The organism is Streptomyces lienomycini, assembly GCF_027947595.1.
Taxonomy (GTDB): domain Bacteria; phylum Actinomycetota; class Actinomycetes; order Streptomycetales; family Streptomycetaceae; genus Streptomyces; species Streptomyces lienomycini.
This window is the reverse complement of the sequence record NZ_CP116257.1, coordinates 55,594-77,739: the sequence shown is the minus strand read 5'-3', so window position 1 is coordinate 77,739 and position 22,146 is coordinate 55,594. Positions and strand designations below refer to the sequence as shown.

At 72.9% G+C, this 22,146-nt stretch carries 19 protein-coding genes; 7 read left to right on the top strand and 12 right to left on the bottom strand.

Annotated elements, in window-relative coordinates; translation table 11 throughout:
• Positions 1-94: 94 nt before the first annotated feature.
• Positions 95-1,072 carry a BRO-N domain-containing protein gene (locus BJ961_RS00340; RefSeq protein ID WP_271319331.1) on the top strand — a complete coding sequence of 326 codons (978 nt, stop codon included), beginning with the start codon at positions 95-97 and terminating at the stop codon, positions 1,070-1,072.
• 83 nt (positions 1,073-1,155) lie between these two features.
• On the opposite strand, the gene BJ961_RS00335 is transcribed toward BJ961_RS00340, so the two are convergent.
• Genes BJ961_RS00335 through pdhA (BJ961_RS00325) form a run of 3 tightly spaced genes read right to left on the bottom strand, consistent with a single transcriptional unit; the run spans position 1,156 to position 4,840 of the window.
• Positions 1,156-2,592 carry a dihydrolipoamide acetyltransferase family protein gene (locus BJ961_RS00335; protein ID WP_271319330.1) on the bottom strand — a complete coding sequence of 479 codons (1,437 nt, stop codon included), beginning with the start codon at positions 2,590-2,592 and terminating at the stop codon, positions 1,156-1,158.
• 9 nt (positions 2,593-2,601) lie between these two features.
• Complete coding sequence (locus BJ961_RS00330; protein ID WP_271416926.1) at positions 2,602-3,567, bottom strand: alpha-ketoacid dehydrogenase subunit beta; 966 nt, start codon at positions 3,565-3,567, stop codon at positions 2,602-2,604.
• 16 nt (positions 3,568-3,583) lie between these two features.
• On the bottom strand, positions 3,584-4,840 hold the full coding sequence (gene pdhA, locus BJ961_RS00325) for a pyruvate dehydrogenase (acetyl-transferring) E1 component subunit alpha (RefSeq protein ID WP_271319329.1): 1,257 nt from the start codon (positions 4,838-4,840) through the stop codon (positions 3,584-3,586).
• Positions 4,841-5,163: 323 nt separating this feature from the next.
• Here pdhA (BJ961_RS00325) and BJ961_RS00320 point away from each other — a divergent pair, with 323 nt between their 5' ends.
• Both BJ961_RS00320 and BJ961_RS00315 read left to right on the top strand, forming a co-directional pair.
• The gene (locus BJ961_RS00320; RefSeq protein WP_271319328.1) at positions 5,164-5,820 is read left to right on the top strand and encodes a response regulator; all 657 of its coding nucleotides are present in this window, start codon (positions 5,164-5,166) and stop codon (positions 5,818-5,820) included.
• A gap of 89 nt (positions 5,821-5,909) precedes the next feature.
• Complete coding sequence (locus BJ961_RS00315) at positions 5,910-6,317, top strand: pyridoxamine 5'-phosphate oxidase family protein (protein WP_271319327.1); 408 nt, start codon at positions 5,910-5,912, stop codon at positions 6,315-6,317.
• 66 nt (positions 6,318-6,383) lie between these two features.
• On the opposite strand, the gene BJ961_RS00310 is transcribed toward BJ961_RS00315, so the two are convergent.
• Positions 6,384-8,000, bottom strand: a complete 1,617-nt coding sequence (locus tag BJ961_RS00310) for a protein kinase domain-containing protein (protein WP_271319326.1) — start codon at positions 7,998-8,000, stop codon at positions 6,384-6,386.
• Between the two features lie 346 nt (positions 8,001-8,346).
• Here BJ961_RS00310 and BJ961_RS00305 point away from each other — a divergent pair, with 346 nt between their 5' ends.
• On the top strand, positions 8,347-10,020 hold the full coding sequence (locus BJ961_RS00305) for a Stk1 family PASTA domain-containing Ser/Thr kinase (RefSeq protein WP_271319325.1): 1,674 nt from the start codon (positions 8,347-8,349) through the stop codon (positions 10,018-10,020).
• A 149-nt stretch (positions 10,021-10,169) separates the two neighbouring features.
• Here the strand turns inward: BJ961_RS00305 and BJ961_RS00300 are convergent, their stop codons facing one another.
• Positions 10,170-10,709 carry a bacterial proteasome activator family protein gene (locus BJ961_RS00300; protein ID WP_003975113.1) on the bottom strand — a complete coding sequence of 180 codons (540 nt, stop codon included), beginning with the start codon at positions 10,707-10,709 and terminating at the stop codon, positions 10,170-10,172.
• Between the two features lie 153 nt (positions 10,710-10,862).
• Between BJ961_RS00300 and BJ961_RS00295 the strand changes: the two genes are divergently transcribed.
• Positions 10,863-11,573, top strand: a complete 711-nt coding sequence (locus BJ961_RS00295) for a hypothetical protein (protein ID WP_271319324.1) — start codon at positions 10,863-10,865, stop codon at positions 11,571-11,573.
• Between the two features lie 94 nt (positions 11,574-11,667).
• Here the strand turns inward: BJ961_RS00295 and BJ961_RS00290 are convergent, their stop codons facing one another.
• Positions 11,668-12,648, bottom strand: coding sequence for an NAD(P)H-quinone oxidoreductase (locus BJ961_RS00290; RefSeq protein ID WP_271319323.1), 981 nt, complete (start codon positions 12,646-12,648; stop codon positions 11,668-11,670).
• Between the two features lie 188 nt (positions 12,649-12,836).
• On the opposite strand from BJ961_RS00290, the gene BJ961_RS00285 reads away from it, so the two are divergent.
• Together BJ961_RS00285 and BJ961_RS00280 are read left to right on the top strand one after the other, a co-directional pair.
• Positions 12,837-13,874, top strand: coding sequence for an ATP-binding cassette domain-containing protein (locus BJ961_RS00285; RefSeq protein ID WP_271319322.1), 1,038 nt, complete (start codon positions 12,837-12,839; stop codon positions 13,872-13,874).
• Complete coding sequence (locus BJ961_RS00280; protein ID WP_271319321.1) at positions 13,871-14,719, top strand: ABC transporter permease; 849 nt, start codon at positions 13,871-13,873, stop codon at positions 14,717-14,719. The genes BJ961_RS00285 and BJ961_RS00280 overlap by 4 nt, the downstream gene beginning before the upstream one ends.
• Positions 14,720-14,781: 62 nt before the next feature.
• Here BJ961_RS00280 and BJ961_RS00275 read toward each other — a convergent pair whose 3' ends face one another.
• From BJ961_RS00275 to pdhA (BJ961_RS00250), 6 genes are all read right to left on the bottom strand, one after another.
• Entirely contained in the window at positions 14,782-15,879 is a 1,098-nt protein-coding gene (locus tag BJ961_RS00275) for a potassium channel family protein (RefSeq protein ID WP_271319320.1), read from the bottom strand.
• Positions 15,876-17,276: a molybdopterin molybdotransferase MoeA gene (locus BJ961_RS00270; RefSeq protein WP_271319319.1), complete on the bottom strand. Its 1,401-nt coding sequence runs from the start codon at positions 17,274-17,276 to the stop codon at positions 15,876-15,878. The genes BJ961_RS00275 and BJ961_RS00270 overlap by 4 nt, the downstream gene beginning before the upstream one ends.
• Complete coding sequence (locus BJ961_RS00265; RefSeq protein WP_271319318.1) at positions 17,276-18,280, bottom strand: NTP transferase domain-containing protein; 1,005 nt, start codon at positions 18,278-18,280, stop codon at positions 17,276-17,278. Before BJ961_RS00265 ends, BJ961_RS00270 begins: the two co-directional genes overlap by 1 nt.
• Before the next feature lie 103 nt (positions 18,281-18,383).
• Positions 18,384-19,859, bottom strand: coding sequence for a dihydrolipoamide acetyltransferase family protein (locus BJ961_RS00260; protein WP_271319317.1), 1,476 nt, complete (start codon positions 19,857-19,859; stop codon positions 18,384-18,386).
• The gene (locus tag BJ961_RS00255) at positions 19,859-20,863 is read right to left on the bottom strand and encodes an alpha-ketoacid dehydrogenase subunit beta (RefSeq protein WP_271319316.1); all 1,005 of its coding nucleotides are present in this window, start codon (positions 20,861-20,863) and stop codon (positions 19,859-19,861) included. The genes BJ961_RS00260 and BJ961_RS00255 overlap by 1 nt, the downstream gene beginning before the upstream one ends.
• A complete protein-coding gene (gene pdhA, locus BJ961_RS00250) occupies positions 20,860-22,026 on the bottom strand; it encodes a pyruvate dehydrogenase (acetyl-transferring) E1 component subunit alpha (RefSeq protein WP_271319315.1) in 1,167 nt (388 codons plus the stop codon). Before pdhA (BJ961_RS00250) ends, BJ961_RS00255 begins: the two co-directional genes overlap by 4 nt.
• Positions 22,027-22,146 lie beyond the last annotated feature (120 nt).

Sequence of the window (22,146 nt, the reverse complement as noted above, 5' to 3'; positions counted from 1 at the left end):
TTTCGATCATCTTCGCTCGCAGTCGTGAACCTGCGCGGGCTGGCTGGCATATGCCCATGCCTGGGCCCTACGTTCCGCGACGGAGGTGGTTCACATGAACGAACCCAGCAAGCGACAGAACTCCGGCGCGCGACACGAGGCGATCGACGCCGGCGACTTCGTGTACGCGGCCACCGGCGCCCGAGTGCGACGGCTGACCATGCCGGACGGAAGCCACTGGTTTCCGGCGGTGGACGTGTGCAAGGAACTCGGGCACAGCAACTCTCGAAAGGCACTCACCGACCACGTTCCCGACGAGCACCGAGAATTGCTCGAGACCGTAACTGGAAGTTACGGTCTCAGCGTTCCCGCAGGTAGGGGGTGGCGCCGAGACTTGCACGTGATCTCGCTGCAAGGCCTCGTCCTCCTCGTCAACGCCTGCACCAAACCGGCCTGCGCCCCCTTCAAGCAGTGGGTCGCCGAAGTCATCGAGACCGTGCAGCGCGAGGGTTCGTACTCGCTGGACGAGGCCGAGGTGCAGCCCGCCGGACCCGGCGCCCCCGTGGCCTACGCCATGCCGGACCAGGTGGCCGAGGCGATCGTCCGGCTGGAGGCGCACAATCTGCAACTGGACGAGCAACTGGCCGAGGGGCAACGCACGTCGATCGCGTTGCAGCGGGAGATGCTGTCCACGCAGCAGGCCACCCTCGCCACCCAGCAGGCGACCCTCGCCGTGCAGCAGGCCATGGTGCGGGCGCTGGAACGCATCGCGGACCGGTTCGACACCCTCGTCCTCCACCAGGGGGTGCCCCGCGGTCACCTCGCCCCGGTCGCGACCACGGAGTCCGTACTGGCCGACTGGCGGCAGCGCCTGTCCATGACGGAGGACGTGTGGACGGTCGCCCTGGTCATCGCCCCGGTGCTCGTCGAGAAGGGTGAGCTGAGGGAACCGCTGGAGTCGATCGCCGCCCGCACGGGGCTCTCCGTGCGCCGGGTCAACGAATGCCTCCGGCTGCTGCGCACGCACGCCTGCATCCGCTCACGGGGCGGGACCGAGGACGGCGCACCGGTGTACGTACTGCACCAGGTCTGACCCCGGCACGACACAGAGGGAGGGGCGTCGCAACTCCAACTTGCGGCGCCCCTCCCGTCATGAACCTACCCGGGTCGCAGCCTTCACGCCCAGCTGATCAACCGCTTCGGCTGCTCCAGGACCGCCGCCACGTCGGCGAGGACCTTGGAGCCCAGCTCGCCGTCGACCAGGCGGTGGTCGAAGCTCAGCGCGAGGGTGGTCACCTGACGCGGCTTCACCTTGCCCTTGTGGACCCACGGCTGGAGCTTGATCGCACCGACCGCGAGGATCGCGGACTCGCCCGGGTTCAGGATCGGCGTACCGGTGTCGACGCCGAAGACGCCGACGTTGGTGATGGTCACCGTGCCGCCCTGCATGGCGGCCGGGGAGGTCCTGCCCTCCCTGGCCGTCGACACCAGCTCGCCCAGCGAACCCGCCAGCTGCGGCAGCGTCTGGGCGTGGGCGTCCTTGATGTTCGGCACGATCAGGCCCCGCGGGGTGGCGGCGGCGATGCCCAGGTTGACGTAGTGCTTGACCACGATCTCCTGGGCGGCCTCGTCCCAGGACGCGTTGACGTCCGGGTTGCGCCTGATCGCGACCAGCAGCGCCTTGGCGATCAGCAGGAGCGGGTTGACCCGCAGGCCCGTGTACTCCTTGTCCTGCTTCAGCTCCTCGACCAGCTTCATCGTGCGCGTCACGTCGACCGTCACGAACTCGGTGACGTGCGGCGCCGTGAACGCCGAGCCGACCATCGCCGCCGCCGTCGCCTTGCGGACACCCTTGACCGGGACGCGGGTCTCGCGCGCCGTGTCGTACGAGGTCGGCGCCGCCGTCGGGGACGGGGCGGGCGCGACGGCCGCGGGGGCCGCCTCCGGCTCCGGCGCCCCGGTTCGGGCCGACACCGCCGCGTGGACGTCCTCGCGGGTGATGATGCCGTCCGGTCCCGAGGGCGCCACGGTCGCCAGGTCGACGCCGAGGTCCTTGGCCAGCTTGCGCACCGGCGGCTTCGCCAGCGGGCGGTCCCCGGTGACCGGGGCGGCCGGTGCCGCGGGCGCCGCGGGTCCGTGGCCGTTCAGCTCGGCCTGGACCGCCGCCGACGCCTCGGGTGCGGCGGCCGGAGCCTCCGCGCCCTTGCGGGGTCGGCGCTTGGTCGAGGAGGTGGACACGCCGTACCCGACCAGGACCGGCTGGCGGCCCTCGGGCTTGGGTTCGTCCGCCTCGGTGGTGGCCGGGGTGTCCGCCACGGCCTCCTGCGCCGGCTCGGCGGCGGCCGCCGCACCGCCACCGACGGCCACCGCGATGATCGACGTGCCCACGTCGACGGTGGTGCCCTCGGGGAAGTGCAGCTCGCGGACCACGCCGTCGTAGGGGATGGGCAGCTCGACGGCGGCCTTGGCCGTCTCGACCTCGCACACCACCTGTCCGTCGGTGACGGTGTCACCGGGCTGGACGTACCACTTGAGGATCTCGGCCTCGGTGAGCCCCTCGCCCACGTCGGGCATCTTGAACTCGCGCACGGAACTGTCCGTCATCGTCGTCACGCCCCCTCCTCAGTACGCCAGCGAGCGGTCGACGGCATCCAGCACCCGGTCCAGGTCGGGCAGGTACTCCTCCTCCAGGCGGGCCGGCGGGTACGGCGCGTGGTAGCCGCCGACCCTCAGCACCGGGGCCTCCAGGTGGTAGAAGCAGCGCTCCGTGATCCGGGCCGCGATCTCCGCTCCCGAACCCAGGAACACCGGCGCCTCGTGGACCACGACCAGCCGGCGGGTCTTCTCCACCGACGCCTGGACCGTGTCGAAGTCGAGCGGCGAGATCGAGCGCAGGTCGACGACCTCCAGGGACCGCCCCTCCTCGGCGGCCGCGTCGGCGACCTCCCGGCAGAGCTTCACCATCGGGCCGTACGCGACCAGCGTGAGGTCGGTGCCCTCGCGCACCACCCGCGCGGTGTGCAGGGGGCCGGGGATGGCCTCCGTGTCGACCTCGGCCTTGTCCCAGTACCGGCGCTTGGGCTCGAAGTAGATCACCGGGTCGTCGCTCTGGATGGCCTGCTGCATCATCCAGTACGCGTCCGCCGAGTTCGACGGGGAGACCACCTTGAGGCCGGCCACGTGCGCGAACAGGGCCTCGGGGGACTCGGAGTGGTGCTCGACCGCGCCGATGCCGCCGCCGTAGGGGATGCGGATGACGACCGGCATCTTGACCTTGCCCAGCGAGCGGGCGTGCATCTTCGCCAGCTGGGTGACGATCTGGTCGTAGGCCGGGAAGACGAAACCGTCGAACTGGATCTCCACCACCGGGCGATAGCCGCGCAGGGCCAGGCCGATGGCGGTGCCGACGATGCCGGACTCGGCCAGCGGGGTGTCGATCACCCGGTCCTCGCCGAAGTCCTTCTGCAGACCGTCGGTGACCCGGAAGACACCGCCGAGCTTGCCGACGTCCTCGCCCATGATCAGGACCTTGGGGTCCGCGTCCAGCGCGCGGCGCAGCGACTCGTTGATCGCCTTCGCCAGCGCCATCTTTTCCGCTGCCATGTCAGACCCCCTCTGCCTCTGCGAACGACGCCTGGTAGGCGGCGAACTGCGCGCGCTCCTCGTCGACGAGCGCGTGCCCGTCCGCGTACGCGTGCTCGAACATCGCGAACCGGTCCGGGTCGGGCATGGCACGGACCACTTCGCGCACTCGTTTGCCCAACGCCTCGCTCTCCGCCTCCAGTTCCCCGAAGAATCCCTCGTCCGCGTGGTTTGCGGACTCCAGGAAACGGCGAAGGCGCAGGATCGGGTCCTTCGCCTCCCACGCGGCCCGCTCGTCGTCGTGCCGGTAGCGGGAGGGGTCGTCCGAGGTGGTGTGGGCGCCCATGCGGTACGTGTAGGCCTCGATCAGCGCCGGACCCTCGCCGCGCCGGGCGCGGTCCAGGGCCCAGCGGGTGACCGCGAGGGAGGCGAGGACGTCGTTGCCGTCGACGCGGACACCGGGGAAGCCGAAGCCCTGGGCACGCTGGTAGAGCGGCACACGGGTCTGCTTCTCGTTGGACTCGGAGATCGCCCACTGGTTGTTCTGGCAGAAGAACACCACGGGGGCGTTGTAGACGGCGGCGAAGTTGAACGCCTCGCTGACGTCGCCCTGGCTGGAGGCGCCGTCGCCGAAGTACGCGATCACACCGGAGTCCGCGCCGTCCTTGGCGATGCCCATCGCGTAGCCCGTGGCGTGCAGCGCCTGCGAGCCGATGACGATGGTGTACAGGTGGAAGTTGTTGCTGTTGGGGTCCCAGCCGCCGTTGTTCACCCCGCGGAACATGCCGAGCAGGTTGGTCGGGTCCACCCCGCGGCACCAGGCGACGCCGTGCTCGCGGTAGGTCGGGAAGACGTAGTCGTCCTCGCGGGTCGCCCGGCCGGAGCCGATCTGGGCGGCCTCCTGGCCGAGGAGCGAGGCCCACAGGCCCAGCTCGCCCTGGCGCTGCAGGGCGGTGGCCTCGGCGTCGAACCGCCGGGTGAGCACCATGTCGCGGTACAGGCCGCGCAGCTCGTCGGGGGTGATGTCGGCGACGTACGAGGCGTACTCGGCGTAGGCCGAGTTCCTGGCGGGCTCGACGCGCTCGCCCTCGGGTGTCAGCAGCTGCACCAGCTCCGTCTCGGAGCCCTTCCTGGCAGCGGTACGGGTGGTGCTGGTGGTGCGCTTGCTGCCGGTGCCGGCCTTGCTGCCGGTGGTCCCGGCCGCCTTGGTGCCGGTGGTCCCGGCCGCCTTGCTTCCGGCGCTGCGTCGCGGCTTGCGCGCGGCAGTGCTCTCGGTCACGTGTGCTCCTCCGTCGGTCCGGCCCCCGGGTTCGCCGGAAGCCAGTGCGGCTCACCTGCGGCCCGGCGGACGCACAAGGGTGGGTGCGGCCCGGTCGGGAACAGGCGTGACAGGTGCCCCGGCGAGCGCCCTGCGAACAGCACGTTACCCAGTGCTCCACATTTCTGTGAAACCCCTCCTGACCTGCGTTTTTACTCGGATTTCCAAGTAAATCGGCGAAGGGCGGAAGTTTTACTGGTCACAGCCTCGCAGGGGGCCGGAACAACGGCACGTTATCCCGGCCACCCCGGGCACGGGAAGAGTCGGTGTGTGAGACTGAGCGCGTGCGCGAAGACGGACATATCCGGGTGTTCCTCCTCGACGACCACGAGGTGGTCCGACGCGGGGTGCACGATCTGCTGGCGGGCGAGGCCGACATCGAGGTGGTGGGCGAGGCCGGTACGGCGGCCGAGGCCCAGGCCCGCATCGCGGCCACCCGCCCGGACGTCGCGGTGCTGGACGTCCGCCTGCCCGACGGCAGCGGCGTGGAGGTCTGCCGCGACATCCGCTCCCGGGACGAGTCCGTCCGCTGCCTGATGCTGACCTCCTTCGCCGACGACGAGGCCCTCTTCGACGCGATCATGGCGGGCGCCTCCGGCTACGTCCTCAAGGACATCCGCGGCGCCGAGCTGCTGGGCGCCGTGCGGGAGGTGGCGGGCGGGAAGTCGCTGCTCGATCCGGCGGCCACCGCGCGCGTGCTGGAGCGGCTCCGTGACGGCGGGGCCAAGGCCGACGACCGGCTGGCCCGGCTCACCGAGCAGGAACGCCGCATCCTGGAGCTGATCGGCGAGGGCCTGACCAACCGCGCGATCGGTGAACGGCTGCACCTGGCGGAGAAGACCATCAAGAACTACGTGTCGAGCCTGCTGGGCAAGCTCGGTATGCAGCGGCGTTCGCAGGCGGCCGCCTTCGTGGCCCGCCTGGAGGCCGAGAACCGCTGACCGGCCCCGCACTTACTCGGGACTTACGTCCCCTCCTGCCGGGGCGGGCGACTCTGTTGCCGTGGCCCGTGCTCCCGCACAGTGAGTGCATGCCCTCCGACGAACAGCTCGCCGTCGGCCTGCTCGGCCGTACCGCCTACGGCCGGGCGGCCACCACCATGCGCGCCCTGCCCTTCCTCGCCCTCGCGCGCCACATCGTGGCCGACGGCCGGGTCCTGCTGCGCATGCCCGCGAGCTGGGGGTACCACCAGGTGTGCGCCGGGAGCGTCGTCGCGTACGGAGCGGACAACCTGACCTCCGCGCGGCCCGGCGAGAGCCTGTGGACCGTGCAGGTGGTGGGCCGGTGCGAGGCCCACCAGCCGAGCGCCGCCGAGCTGGAGCGGTTCGGTCCCGCCCCGGCCCGGGTGGACGGCGAGCCCTTCGAGCCCGCCTACCTGCGCGTGGATCCGCAGTTCGGCACGGTGCACTTCACGGACGGCGCGGCCGGCCCGGCCTAGGCGGACGCAACGCGCGCGTGGGCCCTCACGGGCCGCACGCGCGCGTTGGACGTTCAGGGGTGTCGGTTACTCGCCTGCGGGGCCCCCGGTCGGCTCACCACCGCCGGTCGGCTCACCGCCCCCGGTCGGCTCACCACCGCCGGTCGGCTCACCGCCCCCGGTCGGCTCACCACCGCCGGTCGGCTCACCGTCGTCCGTCGGTGTGGACGGCGCGGTCTGCCCGCCGGTCGGGTCGCCGGTCGGGTCGTCCGTCGCGGTGTGCGACGGCGTGTACGACGGTGTGTACGGCCGGTCCCAGTCGCCGTCGCCGCTGCCGCCCCCGCCCGAGCCCTGCTCGGTACCGGGGTCGGTGGTCTGCTGCGTCTCCTCGTCGCTGGGCGAGGAGCTGGGCGACTCCGAGCCGGTGCTCTGCGAGGTGGACACCGACGGGCTCTTGTCCGTCTCGGGGCCGCCCTTGCCGCCGTCGCCGTTGTTCAGGGCCAGCGCGACGCCCGCCGCGACGGCGATCACCGCGAGGACGGCCAGTATCCACAGCTTGCCGCGGCCGCTGCCCTTGTTGCCGCTGCCCTCGAAGCCGCCGTCGTCGCCCCCGCCGTACCCGCCGGGCAGGATCGGCTGGGGGATCTGCTGGGTGCCCGACGCCCCGTGGTCGGCGTGCGGCATCACCGACGTGCCCGCGAGACCGGCGGCGGCAACGTGCCGGCCGTCGTGCGCGGCGACCGGTCCGGTGTTCCAGGTGCCGGTGTGGCCGCCCTGCTCGTACAGCATCTGCAGCCCGTACTGGACCAGGCCGCGCATCTCCTCGGCGGTCTGGAAGCGGTCGTCGGGCTCCTTGGCCAGCGAGCGCATCACCAGGCCGTCCAGCTCCGGCGGAGTGGCGTCGGAGACCTCGGACGGGGGCGTCGGAATGTCCTGGACGTGCTGGTAGACCACCGACAGCGGGGTCTCTCCGGTGAACGGCGGGCGCAGCGCGAGGAGTTCGTAGAGCAGGCAGCCCGTCGCGTACAGGTCGGAGCGGTGGTCGACGGCCTTGCCGAGGGCCTGCTCGGGGGAGAGGTACTGCGGGGTGCCCATGACCATGCCGGTCTGCGTCATCGTCGTGGACGCGCCGTGCAGGGCGCGGGCGATGCCGAAGTCCATCACCTTCACCGCGCCGTTGTCCGTGATGATGACGTTGGCCGGCTTGATGTCGCGGTGCACGATGCCGTGCTGGTGCGAGTAGGCCAGCGCCTCCAGGACGCCGGAGACGATGATCAGCGCCTGCTCGGGGCCGGGCGCCTCGGCGTTGAGGAGGAGGTCGCGGATGGTGCGTCCCTCGACGATCTCCATCACGATGTACGGCACGGACTGGCCGCCGACGAAGTCCTCGCCCGAGTCGTACACGGCCACGATGGCATGGTGGTTGAGGCCCGCCACCGACTGTGCCTCGCGCGTGAAGCGCGCCTTGGAGACCGGGTCCTCGGCGAGATCGGCGCGCAGCAGCTTGACCGCCACGGTGCGTCCGAGGCGGACGTCCTCGGCGGCGAACACCTCGGCCATGCCGCCCCGCCCGAGCCTGCGGGTCAGCCGGTACCGGCCGTCGCCGACCAAGCCGCCGTTGCCCCAGTTCTCCGGCGCGTCAGACATACCGCCGCCAGATGCCTCGGGTTCGGACGGGCCCTGGGCGCGCTGCTGCTGTGCCATCAGTCCTCGCCGTCGTTTCTGCCCGCGGTACGCGCGGTGTTGTTACGGTCTCCGTCGGCCACGCTACAGCCTTCCCGGGGGCCTCCGGTCCGGGATGGGCGCCGGGACCGGACTTGAGACGGACCGGTCATGAAACCCTGGTTCCGTACTCTCGTGCAAATTCCGTGTACCGGCGGTACGGCGGCTGTAACGCTTCCGCGACGCTTCCTTCGCGTACGGTCACGGAACGGGCACCACGCTTGACGTGTCAGTGCCCTGGGGCAGACTTGGCCGGGAATAGCACTTTCGATCACGAGCGCGCGTGCCGCTGCCACCGGCGCCCGCCGCCTATGGGGGACGCAGACACATGAGCCAGGACGCCGGACAGGGACGGTACGCGGGGCGGGCGCTCGCCGGCGGCCGTTACCAGCTGCGCGACTTGCTCGGCGAGGGCGGCATGGCCTCCGTGCACCTGGCGTACGACTCGGTCCTGGACCGGCAGGTCGCGATCAAGACGCTGCACACCGAGCTGGGTCGCGAACAGGCCTTCCGCGAGCGCTTCCGCCGCGAGGCCCAGGCCGTGGCCAAGCTCACGCACACCAACATCGTCTCGGTCTTCGACACCGGCGAGGACGATCTGAACGGCCTGACGACTCCGTACATCGTCATGGAGTACGTCGAGGGCCGGCCGCTCGGCTCCGTGCTCGACGAGGACGTGCGGCAGCAGGGCGCGATGCCCGCCGACAAGGCGCTCAAGATCACCGCCGATGTGCTGGCCGCCCTGGAGATCAGCCACGAGATGGGCCTGGTCCACCGGGACATCAAGCCGGGCAACGTGATGATGACCAAGCGCGGCGTGGTCAAGGTCATGGACTTCGGCATCGCCCGCGCCATGCAGTCCGGCGTGACCTCGATGACGCAGACCGGCATGGTCGTCGGCACCCCGCAGTACCTCTCTCCGGAACAGGCCCTCGGCCGCGGCGTCGACGCCCGCTCCGACCTGTACTCGGTCGGCATCATGCTGTTCCAACTGGTCACCGGACGCCTGCCGTTCGAGGCCGACTCGCCGCTGGCCATCGCGTACGCGCACGTGCAGGAGGAGCCGGTCGCCCCGTCCTCCGTCAACCGCGCCCTGCCGCCGGCCGTGGACGCGCTGGTGGCCCGCGCCCTGAAGAAGAACCCCAACGAACGCTTCCCCAGCGCCGAGGCCATGCGCGACGAGTGCCTGCGCGTGGCGGCCTCCTTCCAGGCGGCCCCGCCGAGCATCGTGCCCGGCGCCCAGACGTCGAGCGGCGCGGGCGTCGGCTCCGCGGTGTTCCCGCCGGTCGACCAGGGCACCCCGGCGCCCACGGGCCCCGTGCAGACGCCGTACCAGCCGGCGCCGGTCCCCGGCCAGAACCCGTACGGCACGCCGACCCCCCAGACACCCGCCGCGCACTCGCCCGCGTACGGCTATCCCCAGCAGGCCGGCTACCAGACGCCGGCCCCGCCGTACGCGCAGCAGCAGGGGTCGGCCACACCGCCGCCGTACAACCTGACCGCGTCCGCCCAGGGCTCGGGCGCCCCGGGCGGTGGCAAGAGCAACAAGGCGGTGATCATCGGCTCGATCGTGGTCGCCGTCGTGGCGGTCGGCGGACTGATCGGCGCGCTGCTGATGAACGGCGGCGGCGGCGACGAGGACCCCGAGGCCGGCGGCTCCTCCAGCGCGTCGGTGTCCGCGTCCCCTTCGAAGGCGTCCGGCTACCGCGGGCCGGACACGACGAAGACCATCGACAAGGACGAGTGCACCGAGCCGGACGAGTCGTACAACGACCCCGACAAGATCAGGGTGCCCGACTTCACGTTCAAGTACATCGGCTCGGTCAAGGAGTGCTTCAACGCCGCGGGCTGGCCGATGAAGGTCGTCGAAGTCGACGAGAACACGTACGGCGAGGGCTCGATCAGGGACCAGTTCCCCACGGCCGGCACGGATGTCGACCCGGAGAACATGCCGGAGATCCAGCTCAAGGTCTCGACGGGCAATCCGGCGTCGGGCGAATGACCGCGACGGCGCGACGGACCAGGTGACGGGTCTCCCGGACCGGCCGCGTGACGGATCGCCTTCGGCGATCGCGTGACAGCGCGGAAGGGCCCGGCGGCCGGTGCCGCCGGGCCCTTCCCGTCGTCGGGGCTCCCCGCCGGGGAGCGCGTCTACAGGTACGGTCCGCCGGAGCGGCCACCCGGGTGCGGGGGCTCCTCGCCCTCGGGCACGGCACCGGGCGGAAGGGCGCGGCGCATCTGCTCCAGCTGGGCGCGAGCGGCCATCTGCTGGGCGAACAGCGTGGTCTGGATGCCGTGGAACAGACCCTCCAGCCAGCCGACCAGCTGCGCCTGCGCGATCCGCAGCTCCGCGTCGGTCGGGGTGCCGTCGTCCGTGAAGGGCAGCGAGAGCCGCTCCAGCTCCTCCACCAGCTCCGGAGCCAGGCCGTCCTCCAGCTCCTTGACCGAGCTGGCGTGGATCTCCTTGAGCCGGACCCGGCTCGCCTCGTCCAGGGGCGCCACCCGCACCTCTTCCAGCAGCTGCTTGATCATGCTGCCGATCCGCATGACCTTGGCAGGCTGCTCCACCTGCTCGGTCACCGGGATCTCGCGGGAGTCGTCGTCCCCGCCGCCACTGAGTGCCATTCCGTCCTGGCCGACGACCAGGATCTGAGGGTTCTCCGGCGACCTGTCGTTCCTCGGCATTTCCATGCGGCCATTGTCTCGCACCCGTGCGACGAGGGCGGGCGGTGCCCCCCGTGGAAACGGGGGGCACCGCGTTCGGCGGCGCCCGAAATGCCGGTATCGCCGACCGGTGTGAGGCTTGTTCCGTCGATCTCCACGACCCGGGAGGGGGTCACGGGCGTGACTCCATGGCTGCGCACACTGCGAGCGACGGGGCTGGTGGGAGCCCTCGGGGTCGGCGCCCTGGTGTCGCCGTACGGGGTCCAGTCGGCGCACGGTGCCGAATGCGCGGCCCCGCGTACGGGCACCGGGTCCTCGACGGTGGCGGCGGCACCGTCGCCCGCACCCTCCGCGCCGGGCCACGCACCGGCGCCCGAGGCGGCCACCGGGCCGGACGGCCCGGGCGACCACGACGGGCGGGGCGGCCACGAACGCCCCCGGCGCCCCGACGGCAGCGACCGCCCGGAACGCCCGGAACGCCCGGACCACGATCCCGCCTCCCGGCCCGCCGAACCGTCCGGCCCGGCGGCGGACACGGGACGCGGTTCCGCCACGCCCTCTCCCTCTCGCTCGTCCGCCGCCTCCGGCGCCCCGGAGGACCCCGAGCCCACCCGGGCCGGAAGCCTGCCGGGTGAGGGGAGGCAGCGTCCCGGCCGCGGCGAGGAACGCGACGCGGAGGAGGACGGCACGGACACGGACACCGGTCCGCGCACGAACGGCGACGGCGACGACGGCGCGGGCGTCCCCGAGGCCCCGCCCACCGTCCTGCCGCCCGGCGAGGCCGCCCTGGTGCCCCCGGCTCCCCGTCCCCGGCGCCGCGGCAGACCGGCACCCGCACCCAGGAGGCCGCCGAACCCGTACTGCGGGTCCTCCCCCTGGGCAGCGGGCTGATCCTCATCGGCCTCGGCCTCGCCCTCGGCCTCGTGGGTCTGCGCCTTCGCCGGAGCTGATCCCCGCCGGGAACGGACCGCCGCCCGCGCGCCGCCTACGAGGTGACCAGCAGCACCTTGCCGATGTGCCCGCTCTCCTCCACCACCCGGTGACCGTCCGCGGCGTCGCTCATCGGCAGTTCCCGGTCGATCACCGGCCGGACGTGGCCCCCGTCGAACAACGGCCAGACGTGCTCCCGGACGGCCGCCACGATGGCCGCCTTCTCCTCCAGGGGCCGGGCGCGCAGCGAGGTCGCGCTGACGGCGGCGCGCTTGGCGAGGAGCGTGCCGATGTTCAGCTCGCCCTTGCGGCCGCCCTGCATGCCGATGATCGCGAGCCGGCCGTTCACGGCGAGGGCCTGGACGTTGCGGTCCAGGTACTTCGCGCCCATGTTGTCGAGGATGACGTCGGCGCCCGCGCCGCCCGTGGCGTCCTTCACCTCGGCGACGAAGTCCTGCTCCCGGTAGTTGATCAGGATGTCCGCGCCCAGTTCCGCGCAGCGCTCCAGCTTCTCCCTGGTGCCCGCCGTCACCGCGACCTTCGCGCCGACGGCCTTGGCGAGCTGGATCGCCATGGTGCCGATGCCGCTGGAGCCGCCGTGCACGAGCAGCGTCTCGCCGGGGCGCAGATGGGCCACCATGAAGACGTTCGACCAGACGGTGCAGACCACCTCGGGCAGGGCCGCCGCCTGCTTGAGGCCGATGCCCCGCGGCACCGGCAGCAACTGGCCGGACGGGACGACGACCTTCTCGGCGTAACCGCCGCCCGCGAGCAGTGCGCACACCTCGTCGCCGACGGACCAGCCGGACACGCCCGGACCGAGCGCGGCGACCCGCCCGGAGCACTCCAGGCCGGGGTGGGCGGAGGCGCCGGGCGGCGGATCGTAGAAGCCCTGGCGCTGCATGATGTCGGCGCGGTTGACGGCGCTGGCCGTCACCTCGACCAGGACCTCGCCCTCGCCGGGCTGCGGGTCGGGGACCTCGGCCCACACCAGCGCCTCGGGGCCTCCGGGTTCGGGAATCGTGATCGCATGCATGGAGGCGACGCTACTCCTCCGCACCCGGGCCCACCCCTCCGTCCGACGCCGTGCGCCGGGCGTCCTGCGCCCGCGGGACCGGCCGCCGGAAAATCCCCTCGCGCAGCCGATGAGTTTGCGCGACGGTAAAGGTCTTCCCATGCGTAGCCCAAGAACGCGTAACCGAAGAACGCGGAAGGACCTCCAGCATGAGCACGCACACCTCCGGACTCGCGATCGAGACCGAGGGCCTGGTGAAGACGTTCGGTGACACCCGGGCCGTGGACGGGGTGGACCTCGCGGTGCCCGCCGGCGCGGTCTACGGCGTCCTGGGGCCGAACGGCGCGGGCAAGACCACCACGGTCAGGATGCTCGCCACCCTCCTGCGGCCGGACGGCGGCCACGCCCGCGTCTTCGGCCACGACGTCGTGCGCGAGGCGGACGACGTACGGGGCCGGGTGAGCCTCACCGGCCAGTACGCCTCGGTGGACGAGGACCTCACCGGCACCGAGAACCTGGTGCTGCTGGGCCGGCTCCTCGGGCACGGCAGGACGGCCGCACGCGAGCGGGGCGAGCAGCTGCTGGCGGCCTTCGGCCTGACCGACGCGGCGGCGAAGCAGGTCAAGCACTACTCCGGCGGCATGCGGCGGCGCATCGACATCGCCGCGTCCATCCTCAACACCCCGGACCTGCTCTTCCTCGACGAGCCGACCACCGGTCTCGACCCGCGCAGCCGCAACCAGGTGTGGGACATCGTGCGCGCGGTCGTCGCCCAGGGCACGACGGTGCTGCTGACCACGCAGTACCTGGACGAGGCGGACCAGCTGGCCTCCCGGATCGCCGTCATCGACAAGGGCCGGGTGATCGCCGAGGGCACCAAGGGCGAGCTGAAGGCATCCGTCGGTGCCGGTTCCGTCCATCTGCGGCTGCGGGACGCCGAGGAACGTCCGGAGGCCGAGCGGTTGCTGCGGAACCTGCTGGTCGCCGAGGTGCAGCCGGAGCCGGACCCGGTGGCGCTGACCGCGCGCCTCGGGGTGGCGGCCGGTGACACCGCCGCCGACCAGGCCGCCAAGGCACTCGGCGAGCTGGCCCGGGCCGGCATCACCGTGGACAGCTTCTCCCTGGGGCAGCCCAGTCTCGACGAGGTCTTCCTGGCGCTGACCGGCCACGACACCGGCCGGCACACCGACGGCGGCTCCGGCACCGACACCGACACCGACGACACGAAGGACGAGGTGGCGGCATGAGCACGGCCGCGAGCACCGAGAGCAGGGAACTCTCCCCGGTCAGCACCGAGTCGCTGGCCGCCCTGCTCGTCACCAGGGAACGGCCGCCGCGCCCCAGTGCCCTGTCCGCCTCACTGACCTTCGGCTGGCGCGCGATCCTCAAGATCAAGCACGTGCCGGAGCAGCTCTTCGACGTCACCGCCTTCCCGATCATGAACCTGTTGATGTTCACGTACCTCTTCGGCGGTGCGCTGGCGGGTTCCCCCCGTGACTACATCCAGTTCGTACTGCCCGGCATCCTGGTCATGTCGGTCGTGATGATCACGATGTACACCGGGGTCTCGGTGAACATCGACATCGAGAAGGGCGTCTTCGACCGGATCCGCTCGCTGCCGATCTGGCGGCCCTCGGCGATGATCGGCTACCTCCTCGGTGACGCCCTGCGCTACACCATCGCGTCCGTCGTCATGCTGTCCGTGGGGCTGCTGCTCGGCTACCGGCCCGACGGCGGGGTCGTCGGCGTGGTCGCCGGGATCGCGCTGCTGCTGCTCTTCTCGTTCGCCTTCTCGTGGATCTGGACCATGTTCGGGCTGCTGCTGCGGACCGAGAAGTCGGTGATGAGCGTCAGCATGATGGTGATCTTCCCGCTCACCTTCCTGTCCAACGTCTTCGTCGATCCGAGGACCATGCCGGGCTGGTTGCAGGCCTTCGTCAACAACAGCCCGATCACCCACCTGGCGTCCGCGGTGCGCGGCCTGATGGCGGGCGACTGGCCGGGCGTCGAGATCGCCTGGACGCTGGGCTGGGCGGGCCTGCTGCTGCTGGTCTTCGGCCCGGTCACGATGCGGCTCTACAACCGGAAGTAGCAGTCGGGAGGAGCAGGGAAGCAGCAGGCCGCAAGGAGCGGGCCAGGAGGGGCGGACCTGCCTCAGTCGCGGGGGAGCGGGCGGGTGTCGGGCGTCACGTGAGTGGCGGGCGTCGCCCGTACGATCGTGATCAGACGGTCCGTCAACTCCAGCCCGCCGACGGCCGGGTCGTCGTAACCGAGGACCCGGTGTCCGCGCACCACGCTGACCACCAGGTCGTCCATCTGACGCGGGTTCTTGCCCACCTCGGCCTTTATGACGGGCCGCTCGACGAGGTCGAGCCCGCTGCCCTGGCTGATGAGGTCCTCCATCACCATGCCGGCGGCGGGGCTGAGCACGGAGAGCCCGAGCAGCCTGCCCGCTGCGCTGGCACTGGTGATCACGGCGTCGGCCCCGGACTGCTTCAGCAGCGGCGCGTTCTCCTCCTCGCGGACCGCGACCACGATCTTCGCGCCGCGGTTGAGCTGCCGGGCCGTCAGCGTGACCAGCACGGCCGTGTCGTCGCGCTGGGTGGCGATGATGATCTGCTTCGCCCTGAACGCCTCGGCGCGGTTGAGCACGTCGCTGCGCGTCGCGTCACCGACCACACCCGCGTAGCCGTGGGCCGTCGCGGCCTCGATGGCCTTTCCGCTGGGGTCGACCACGACCACCTGCTCCTTGCGCAGCCCGGTCGCGCACACGGTCTGGATCGCCGACCGCCCCTTGGTTCCGAAGCCGACGACGACGGTGTGATCGCGCAAGGCGGACCTCCAGCGGTTCAGGCGCCACTCCTCCCGAGTGCGCTCGGTGAGGGCTTCCAGCGTGGTGCCGACCAGGATGATCAGGAACAGCACGCGCAGGGGCGTGATGACGAAGATGTTGGTCAGCCGTGCGGAGTCGCTGACGGGCGTGATGTCGCCGTAGCCCGTGGTGGAGAGGGTGACGGTGGCGTAGTAGAAGGCGTCGAAAAGGTCGACGGAACCATCGGAGTTGTCGGTGTAGCCGTCGCGGTCGACGAACACGACGACCGCCGTCACCACGAGGACCACCAGTGCGATGGACAGCCGCTTGGCCACCTGGCGGAACGGGTGTTCCACCAGCTTCCTCGGGAGCTTCACCCGGTGGGTCACGAGGTGCTCGTCCGCCTGGCGGGCGATCGCGTCCTGGCCCGGAAGTTTCACGTGAAACACACTCCGATTCCGCCGGTGGCCCAGGGCAGGTCGAGCAGCTCGGCCTCCTGTCCCGACCGCGCACCGCCCGGGGGCACGACGGCCAGCGCGTCGGCGGCCGCGATACCGCGGAGCATGGCCGGACCGTTGTAGCGCAGCGGGACCACGCCCTCGCCGCGCAGTACGACGGGCACGAGACGGGTGTCGTACGGGTGCCCCTGCACGGCGTCCCGCAGCGGCAGCGTGTACGGCTCGGGCGCCGGGCGGGCGGCGAGGATGCGCAGCAGCGGCTCGGCGAGGGTGAGCAGTCCGGAGACGGCGGCGAGGGGGTTGCCGGGCAGCCCGACGAGGTGCTGGTCGCCCTTGAGGCGGGCCAGCAGCATGGGGTGGCCGGGGCGTGCCCTGACGCCGTCCACGAGGAGTTCGGCGCCGATCCGGTCCAGGATCGGATGCACGTGGTCGACGGGGCCCGCGGCGGTGCCGCCCGTCGTGACGATCAGGTCGGCGTCGGACGTCGTGACGGCACGGCGCAGCGCCTTGGCGTCGTCGCCGATCCGGCGGACGGTGCGGACGTCGGCGCCCAGGGCCCGCAGCCAGGGCGGCAGCATCGGGCCGAGGGCGTCCCGGATGAGGCCGTCGTGCGGGAGTCCCTCGGTGAGCAGTTCGTCGCCGAGGACGAGGACGTCGACGCGGGGCCGGGGGACCGCGGTGAGCGTGTCGTACCCGGCCGCCGCCGCGAGACCGATCACGGCCGGGGTCGCGAGGGTCCCGACGGGCAGCAACTGGTCGCCGCGGCGGCACTCCTGACCGCGCGGGCGGATGTCCTGGCCGTGGACGACCTCGTGGGTGGCGTGCAGGCGGCCGCGTTCGCCGGTGCGGCCGTGCTCGGTGCGCAGGACGACGGTGGTGCCCGGGGGGACGCGCGCGCCGGTGGCGATACGGACGGCCTCGCCGTCGGTGAGGGGCGCGGGTTCCGTGTGTCCGGCGAGGACGCCCTCGTCGCGCACCGACCAGGGGCCCGGACCGGCGACGGCCCAGCCGTCCATCGCGGAGGTGTCGAAGGACGGCAGGTCGGTGAGGGCGGCCAGCGGCGCGGCCAGGGTGAGTCCCAGGGCCGCGTCCAGCGGCACGGAGAACGGCGCGCGGCGGGCGGCACGGGCGGCGGCGCGGGCGGCGCGCTCGGCGGCCGCCCGGGCCTCGGGCCAGGCGGTCGCGCGATGGTGGGAGTCCCCCGGGTGGTGCGGAGTGCCGTGGGTCCCGTGGTGCCCCTGGGGCGTGCCGGGGGTGGGCGCCCCGGCGTGGCCGGACTCGCCGCGGGGGGTGCCGGGATTCTTCCGCACGAGGGCGAGCGCCTCCTCGACGTCGAGGTCGTCCGCTTCCCCGTCGGCTCGCGTGCCGGGGGAGGTCATCACGCGTCCGGGCGGGTGTCGGGAGTGGCGTCGGGGGCCGCGTCGGGCTCGCCCTTCGCGGGGGCGGCTGCGGCGTCGGCCGCTTCCTGTGCCCAGCGCAGGGCGAGGGCGGCGGCCTTGCGGGCGGTCTCGGCGACCGCCTCGGGGCCTCCCCCGGCCCGCCCGGCCGCGTAGCCGACGAGGAAGGTGGTCAGCGGGGCCGCCGGTCTGGCCACCCCGTGGGCGGCGTCGCGCGCGAGATCGAGCAGGACGCCGGTGTCGACGTCCAGGTCGATGCCCAACTCGTCCTTGGCTGCGGAGATCCATTCATCCAACACGTGACCATGCTCCCTGATGCGTGCCCTTGCGGTGGCGATGTCGTCCCAGGTGTCGCAGTCGAAGGAGGCGACGGCGTCGGGGACGCGAGTGAGGCGGAGGGCGCCGGTCAGGCGGCGCAACGGCAGCCCGGCGAGGCTCGGTCGGCCGGCCGGGTCGGTGCGGTCCGTCCGGTCTCCACGGTCCGGGGTGAGCGCGGCCAGTTCGCGGCGCAGCGCGGGCGCGCGATAGGCGGCGACGAGGGGCTGGTCCCGGCCGTCGGCGTCGGTGAGCAGCGCTCCGTCGGCCCCGCCCCCGACGAGGGCCGACAGCAGCCGCCCGACGGTCGGCCCGGCGAGGAAGGGCAGGTCGGCGGAGACCACCACGACGTGCTCCGCCGTGGTGTGCACGAGTCCGGCGGCGAGGGCGGCCAGCGGCCCCCCGCCGGGCGGGTCCTCGCGCGCCCAGGTCACCGGGCGCTCGGTGGGCCGCGGATCGGCGACGACGACGGTGGTCCCGGCTCCGGCGCAGGCGGCGAGCACCCGGTCGAGCAGCGCGCGCCCGCCCACCCGCAGCCCGGGTTTGTCCGCGCCCCCGAGCCGCCGGGCGGCCCCGCCGGCGAGCACGACGGCGTCGTACCCGGCGGGTCCGGAACCCGGCGCGGGGCCGGGGCCGGCGTTTGGGTCGCCGGGAGGCTCGTACGCGGTCACCCCCTGAGTATGGGGCCCTGCGCGATCACAGGGAACGCGGGGGAGCCCGCGCGATCGGCGTGTGCGCGGACGCACCGTCACCTCGTGGGCGCCGTCACCCCGGTCACAGGGTCCGCAGCAGCACCGCGGGCTGTTCCACGCAGTCCGCCACGTACCGCAGGAAACCGCCCGCCACCCCGCCGTCGCACACCCGGTGGTCGAAGGTGAGCGAGAGCTGCACGACCTGACGCACCGCCAACTCGCCCTCGTGCACCCACGGCTTGGGAACGATGCGGCCGACGCCGAGCATGGCCGCCTCGGGGTGGTTGATGATCGGCGTGGAGCCGTCGACGCCGAACACGCCGTAGTTGTTCAGCGTGAAGGTGCCGCCGGTCAGTTCACCGGGCGTCAGCCGGCCTGCGCGGGCCGCCTCGGTCAGCCGGGCGAACTCCGCGGTGAGCCCCTCGGCGTTCCGCGCGTGCGCGTCCCGGACGACCGGCACGACCAGCCCCCGGTCCGTCTGGGCGGCGAAGCCGAGGTGGACCTGTTCGAGCCGGACGATCTCCCGGGCCTCCGTGTCGACCGTGGAGTTCAGCTCCGGGAACCGGGCGAGGGCGGCCGTGCAGATCCGGGCCAGCAGGGCGACGAGGGAGATCTTCGGGCCGCCGGAAGCGTTCATCGCGGCCCGCGCCCGCATCAGCTCGGTCGCGTCGGCGTCCACCCAGCAGGTCGCGTCCGGGATCTCGCGCCGGCTGCGGGAGAGCTTGTCGGCGACGGCGCCCCGGACGCCCTTGAGGGGGACGCGGACGCCGTCGGAGGGCGCGGCTGCGGAGGGGGCGGCCGGTACCCGGCCCGTCGAAGGCTGCTGATCGGCCGTGCGGCCGCCCTGCGCGGCGGCGGCCCGCAGCGCGTACTCCACGTCCGCCCGCAGGATCAGCCCGTCCGGGCCCGAGCCGGTCAGTTCGCGCAGGTCCAGGTCGTTGTGCCGGGCCAGCCTGCGCACCAGCGGGGAGATGACGGGGACCGGACCGTCCGGCGGCTCGGCGGTACGGACCCGGCCGTTGGCGGACCCGGCCGTGCCGGTGGCCGTCCGCCGGTCCGGCGGCCGCACCCTGCGCCGACGCGCGGGGGCCTCGGAGGTGCCGTAGCCGACCAGGACGTTGCCGGAGCCCTCCGCCGTCGTCCCCGCGGCGGGCGCCTCCGCCGTCATCCCCGCGGCGGGCGTCTCCGCCGTCGTCCCCGCGGCGGGCGCCTCGGCCGGCGACCCGGCGGGCGGCGCCCCGGCCGCCCCGGCCGCCCCGGCGTCCCGCGCCGGACCGGCGCCGGTGTCCGCCCCGTCCTCGCCCACGGCCACGGTCACCAGCGGCGCCCCGACGGGCAGTTCCGTGCCCTCCTCGCCGAAGCGGGCGGTGACCACGCCTCCGTAGGGGCAGGGCACCTCGACCATCGCCTTGGCCGTCTCGACCTCGACGACGGGCTGGTCGACGGCGACCACGTCGCCGACCTCGACCAGCCAGCGCACGATCTCCGCCTCGGTGAGCCCCTCACCGAGGTCGGGGAGCCTGAACTCCAGGCCGCGACCGTCAGAAGCGTGTGCCATCAGCTTTCGGCCTCCCACTGCAGGCGCCCCACGGCGTCCAGGATGCGGTCCACACCGGGCAGGTGGTGACGCTCCAGCATGGGCGGCGGATACGGGATGTCGAACCCGGCCACACGCAGCACCGGCGCCTCCAGACGGTGGAAGCAGCGCTCCGTGACCCGGGCCGCGATCTCCCCGCCCGGGCCCCCGAAGGAACCCGACTCGTGGACGACGACCGCGCGTCCCGTCCGCCGCACCGAGGCGCACACCGTCTCGTCGTCGAACGGCACCAGGGAGCGCAGATCGACGACTTCGAGGTCCCAGCCCTCGGCCCGGGCCGCCTCGGCCGCCTCCATGCAGACGGCCAGCGACGGCCCGTACGTGATGAGTGTGGCGCTCCGGCCGGAGCGCCGCACCACCGCGCGGCCTACCGGCTCAACGGGTGCCGGGTCCTGCGGGTTCCAGGTGTCCTTCGACCAGTACAGCCGCTTGGGTTCGAGGAAGACCACCGGATCGTCGGAGGCGATGGACGCGCGCAGCAGCCCGTAGGCGTCGGCGACCGTGGCGGGCGTGACGACGTGGAGCCCCGGAGTCGCCATGTAGTACGCCTCGGACGAGTCGCTGTGGTGCTCGACGCCGCCGATGCCGCCGCCGTAGGGGATGCGGATGGTCAGCGGCAGGGGCATCTTCCCGCGCGTGCGGTTGCGCATCTTGGTGACATGGCTGACGACCTGCTCGAACGCCGGGTAGGCGAAGGCGTCGAACTGCATCTCGACGACCGGGCGCAGCCCGTACATCGCCATGCCCACCGCCGTGCCGAGGATCCCGGCCTCGGCGAGCGGGGTGTCCGTGCAGCGATCCTCGCCGAACTCCGCGGCGAGCCCGTCGGTGACCCGGAAGACGCCGCCGAGCGTACCCACGTCCTCGCCCAGGACGTGCACGCCCGGGTCGGCGGCCATGGCGTCGCGCAGCGCGCGCGTGAGGGCCTGCGCCATGGTGGCCGGCTTGACGGCGACGGTCGTCATCGGTGTCCCCCGTCCCGCGTCCCGGCGGGCTGGTCCCCCGCCTCGGCCTCGGCCTCCAGCTCCGCGCACAGCCGTTCCCGCTGCTCGCGCAGCTGTGGCGTGGGCTCGGCGTAGACGTGGTCGAACAGCTCCAGCGGGTCGAGGTCCGGGTCCTCGTTCATGCGGGCGCGCAGGTCGGCGGCCATGGCCTCGGCGTCCTCGCGGGCGGCACGTACGGCGTCCTCGTCGAGCAGGCCGCGCTCGGTCAGCTCCCGCTCCAGCAGCTCGACCGGGTCGTGCCGGCGCCAGGTCTCCACCTCGGCGTCGCCCCGGTAGCGCGTGGCGTCGTCGGCGTTGGTGTGCGCGTCGACGCGGTACGTCACCGCCTCCACCAGTGTGGGACCGCCACCCGCGCGCGCGTGGCGTACGGCGTCGGACAGGACCTCGTGCACCGCGGCGGCGTCGTTGCCGTCGACCAGGCGGCCGGGCATCCCGTAGCCGACGGCCTTGTGGGCCAGCGACGGGGCGGCGGTCTGCTTGTCGAGGGGGACGGAGATCGCGAAGCCGTTGTTCTGGACCAGGAAGACGACCGGGGCCCGCCAGACGGCGGCGAAGTTCAGCGCCTCGTGGAAGTCGCCCTCGCTGGTGCCGCCGTCGCCGACCATGGCCAGCGCGACCACGTCGTCGCCCTTGAGGCGGGCGGCGTGGGCGAGACCCACGGCGTGCGGCAGCTGGGTGGCGAGCGGCGTGGACAGGGGCGCGACCCGGTGCTCGTAGGGGTCGTAGCCGGTGTGCCGGTCGCCGCGCAGCAGGGTGAGGGCCTCGACGGGGTCGACACCGCGGGAGACGACCGCGAGGGTGTCGCGGTAGCTGGGGAAGAGCCAGTCGCGCTCCTCCAGGGCCAGCGCGGCGGCGATCTCGCACGCCTCCTGGCCGGTGCTGGAGGGGTAGACGGCCAACCGGCCCTGCTTGGTCAGCGCCGTGGCCTGCGCGTTGTAGCGCCGGCCGCGCACCAGCCGGGCGTACAGCGTGCGCAGCAGCCCGGCGTCGACGCGGTCCGCGGCCTTCGTGCCGAGGACGCGGTACGGCTCCGGGTCGGGCAGCAGCGGCGCGGGGTCGGTACGGGGCTGCCAGGCGGGCGGCGGTGTGGGCCGGTACGCGCCCCGCTGCTCCATGACCGTCATGACGGCACCTCCTCGTGGGAGACGGCTCTGGGCTCGCCACGGGTGTGACGGGCCTCACCTACCGATTGTTCGGTCGTCGGCACATTTTGGCTACACGCGGCCCCAGGCTGTGGACAAACG

What these genes read in the sequence shown, in the direction of transcription:
- BJ961_RS00305 (WP_271319325.1), top strand. Translation starts at nt 8,347, where the DNA reads ATGAGCCAGGACGCCGGACAGGGACGGTACGCGGGGCGGGCGCTCGCC.
- BJ961_RS00280 (WP_271319321.1), top strand. Translation starts at nt 13,871, where the DNA reads ATGAGCACGGCCGCGAGCACCGAGAGCAGGGAACTCTCCCCGGTCAGC.
- BJ961_RS00270 (WP_271319319.1), bottom strand. Translation starts at nt 17,276, where the DNA reads ATGACCTCCCCCGGCACGCGAGCCGACGGGGAAGCGGACGACCTCGAC.
- BJ961_RS00310 (WP_271319326.1), bottom strand. Translation starts at nt 8,000, where the DNA reads ATGGCACAGCAGCAGCGCGCCCAGGGCCCGTCCGAACCCGAGGCATCT.
- BJ961_RS00255 (WP_271319316.1), bottom strand. Translation starts at nt 20,863, where the DNA reads ATGACGACCGTCGCCGTCAAGCCGGCCACCATGGCGCAGGCCCTCACG.
- BJ961_RS00285 (WP_271319322.1), top strand. Translation starts at nt 12,837, where the DNA reads ATGAGCACGCACACCTCCGGACTCGCGATCGAGACCGAGGGCCTGGTG.
- BJ961_RS00300 (WP_003975113.1), bottom strand. Translation starts at nt 10,709, where the DNA reads ATGGAAATGCCGAGGAACGACAGGTCGCCGGAGAACCCTCAGATCCTG.
- BJ961_RS00330 (WP_271416926.1), bottom strand. Translation starts at nt 3,567, where the DNA reads ATGGCGCTGGCGAAGGCGATCAACGAGTCGCTGCGCCGCGCGCTGGAC.
- BJ961_RS00260 (WP_271319317.1), bottom strand. Translation starts at nt 19,859, where the DNA reads ATGGCACACGCTTCTGACGGTCGCGGCCTGGAGTTCAGGCTCCCCGAC.
- pdhA (WP_271319315.1), bottom strand. Translation starts at nt 22,026, where the DNA reads ATGACGGTCATGGAGCAGCGGGGCGCGTACCGGCCCACACCGCCGCCC.
- BJ961_RS00290 (WP_271319323.1), bottom strand. Translation starts at nt 12,648, where the DNA reads ATGCATGCGATCACGATTCCCGAACCCGGAGGCCCCGAGGCGCTGGTG.
- BJ961_RS00315 (WP_271319327.1), top strand. Translation starts at nt 5,910, where the DNA reads ATGCCCTCCGACGAACAGCTCGCCGTCGGCCTGCTCGGCCGTACCGCC.
- BJ961_RS00340 (WP_271319331.1), top strand. Translation starts at nt 95, where the DNA reads ATGAACGAACCCAGCAAGCGACAGAACTCCGGCGCGCGACACGAGGCG.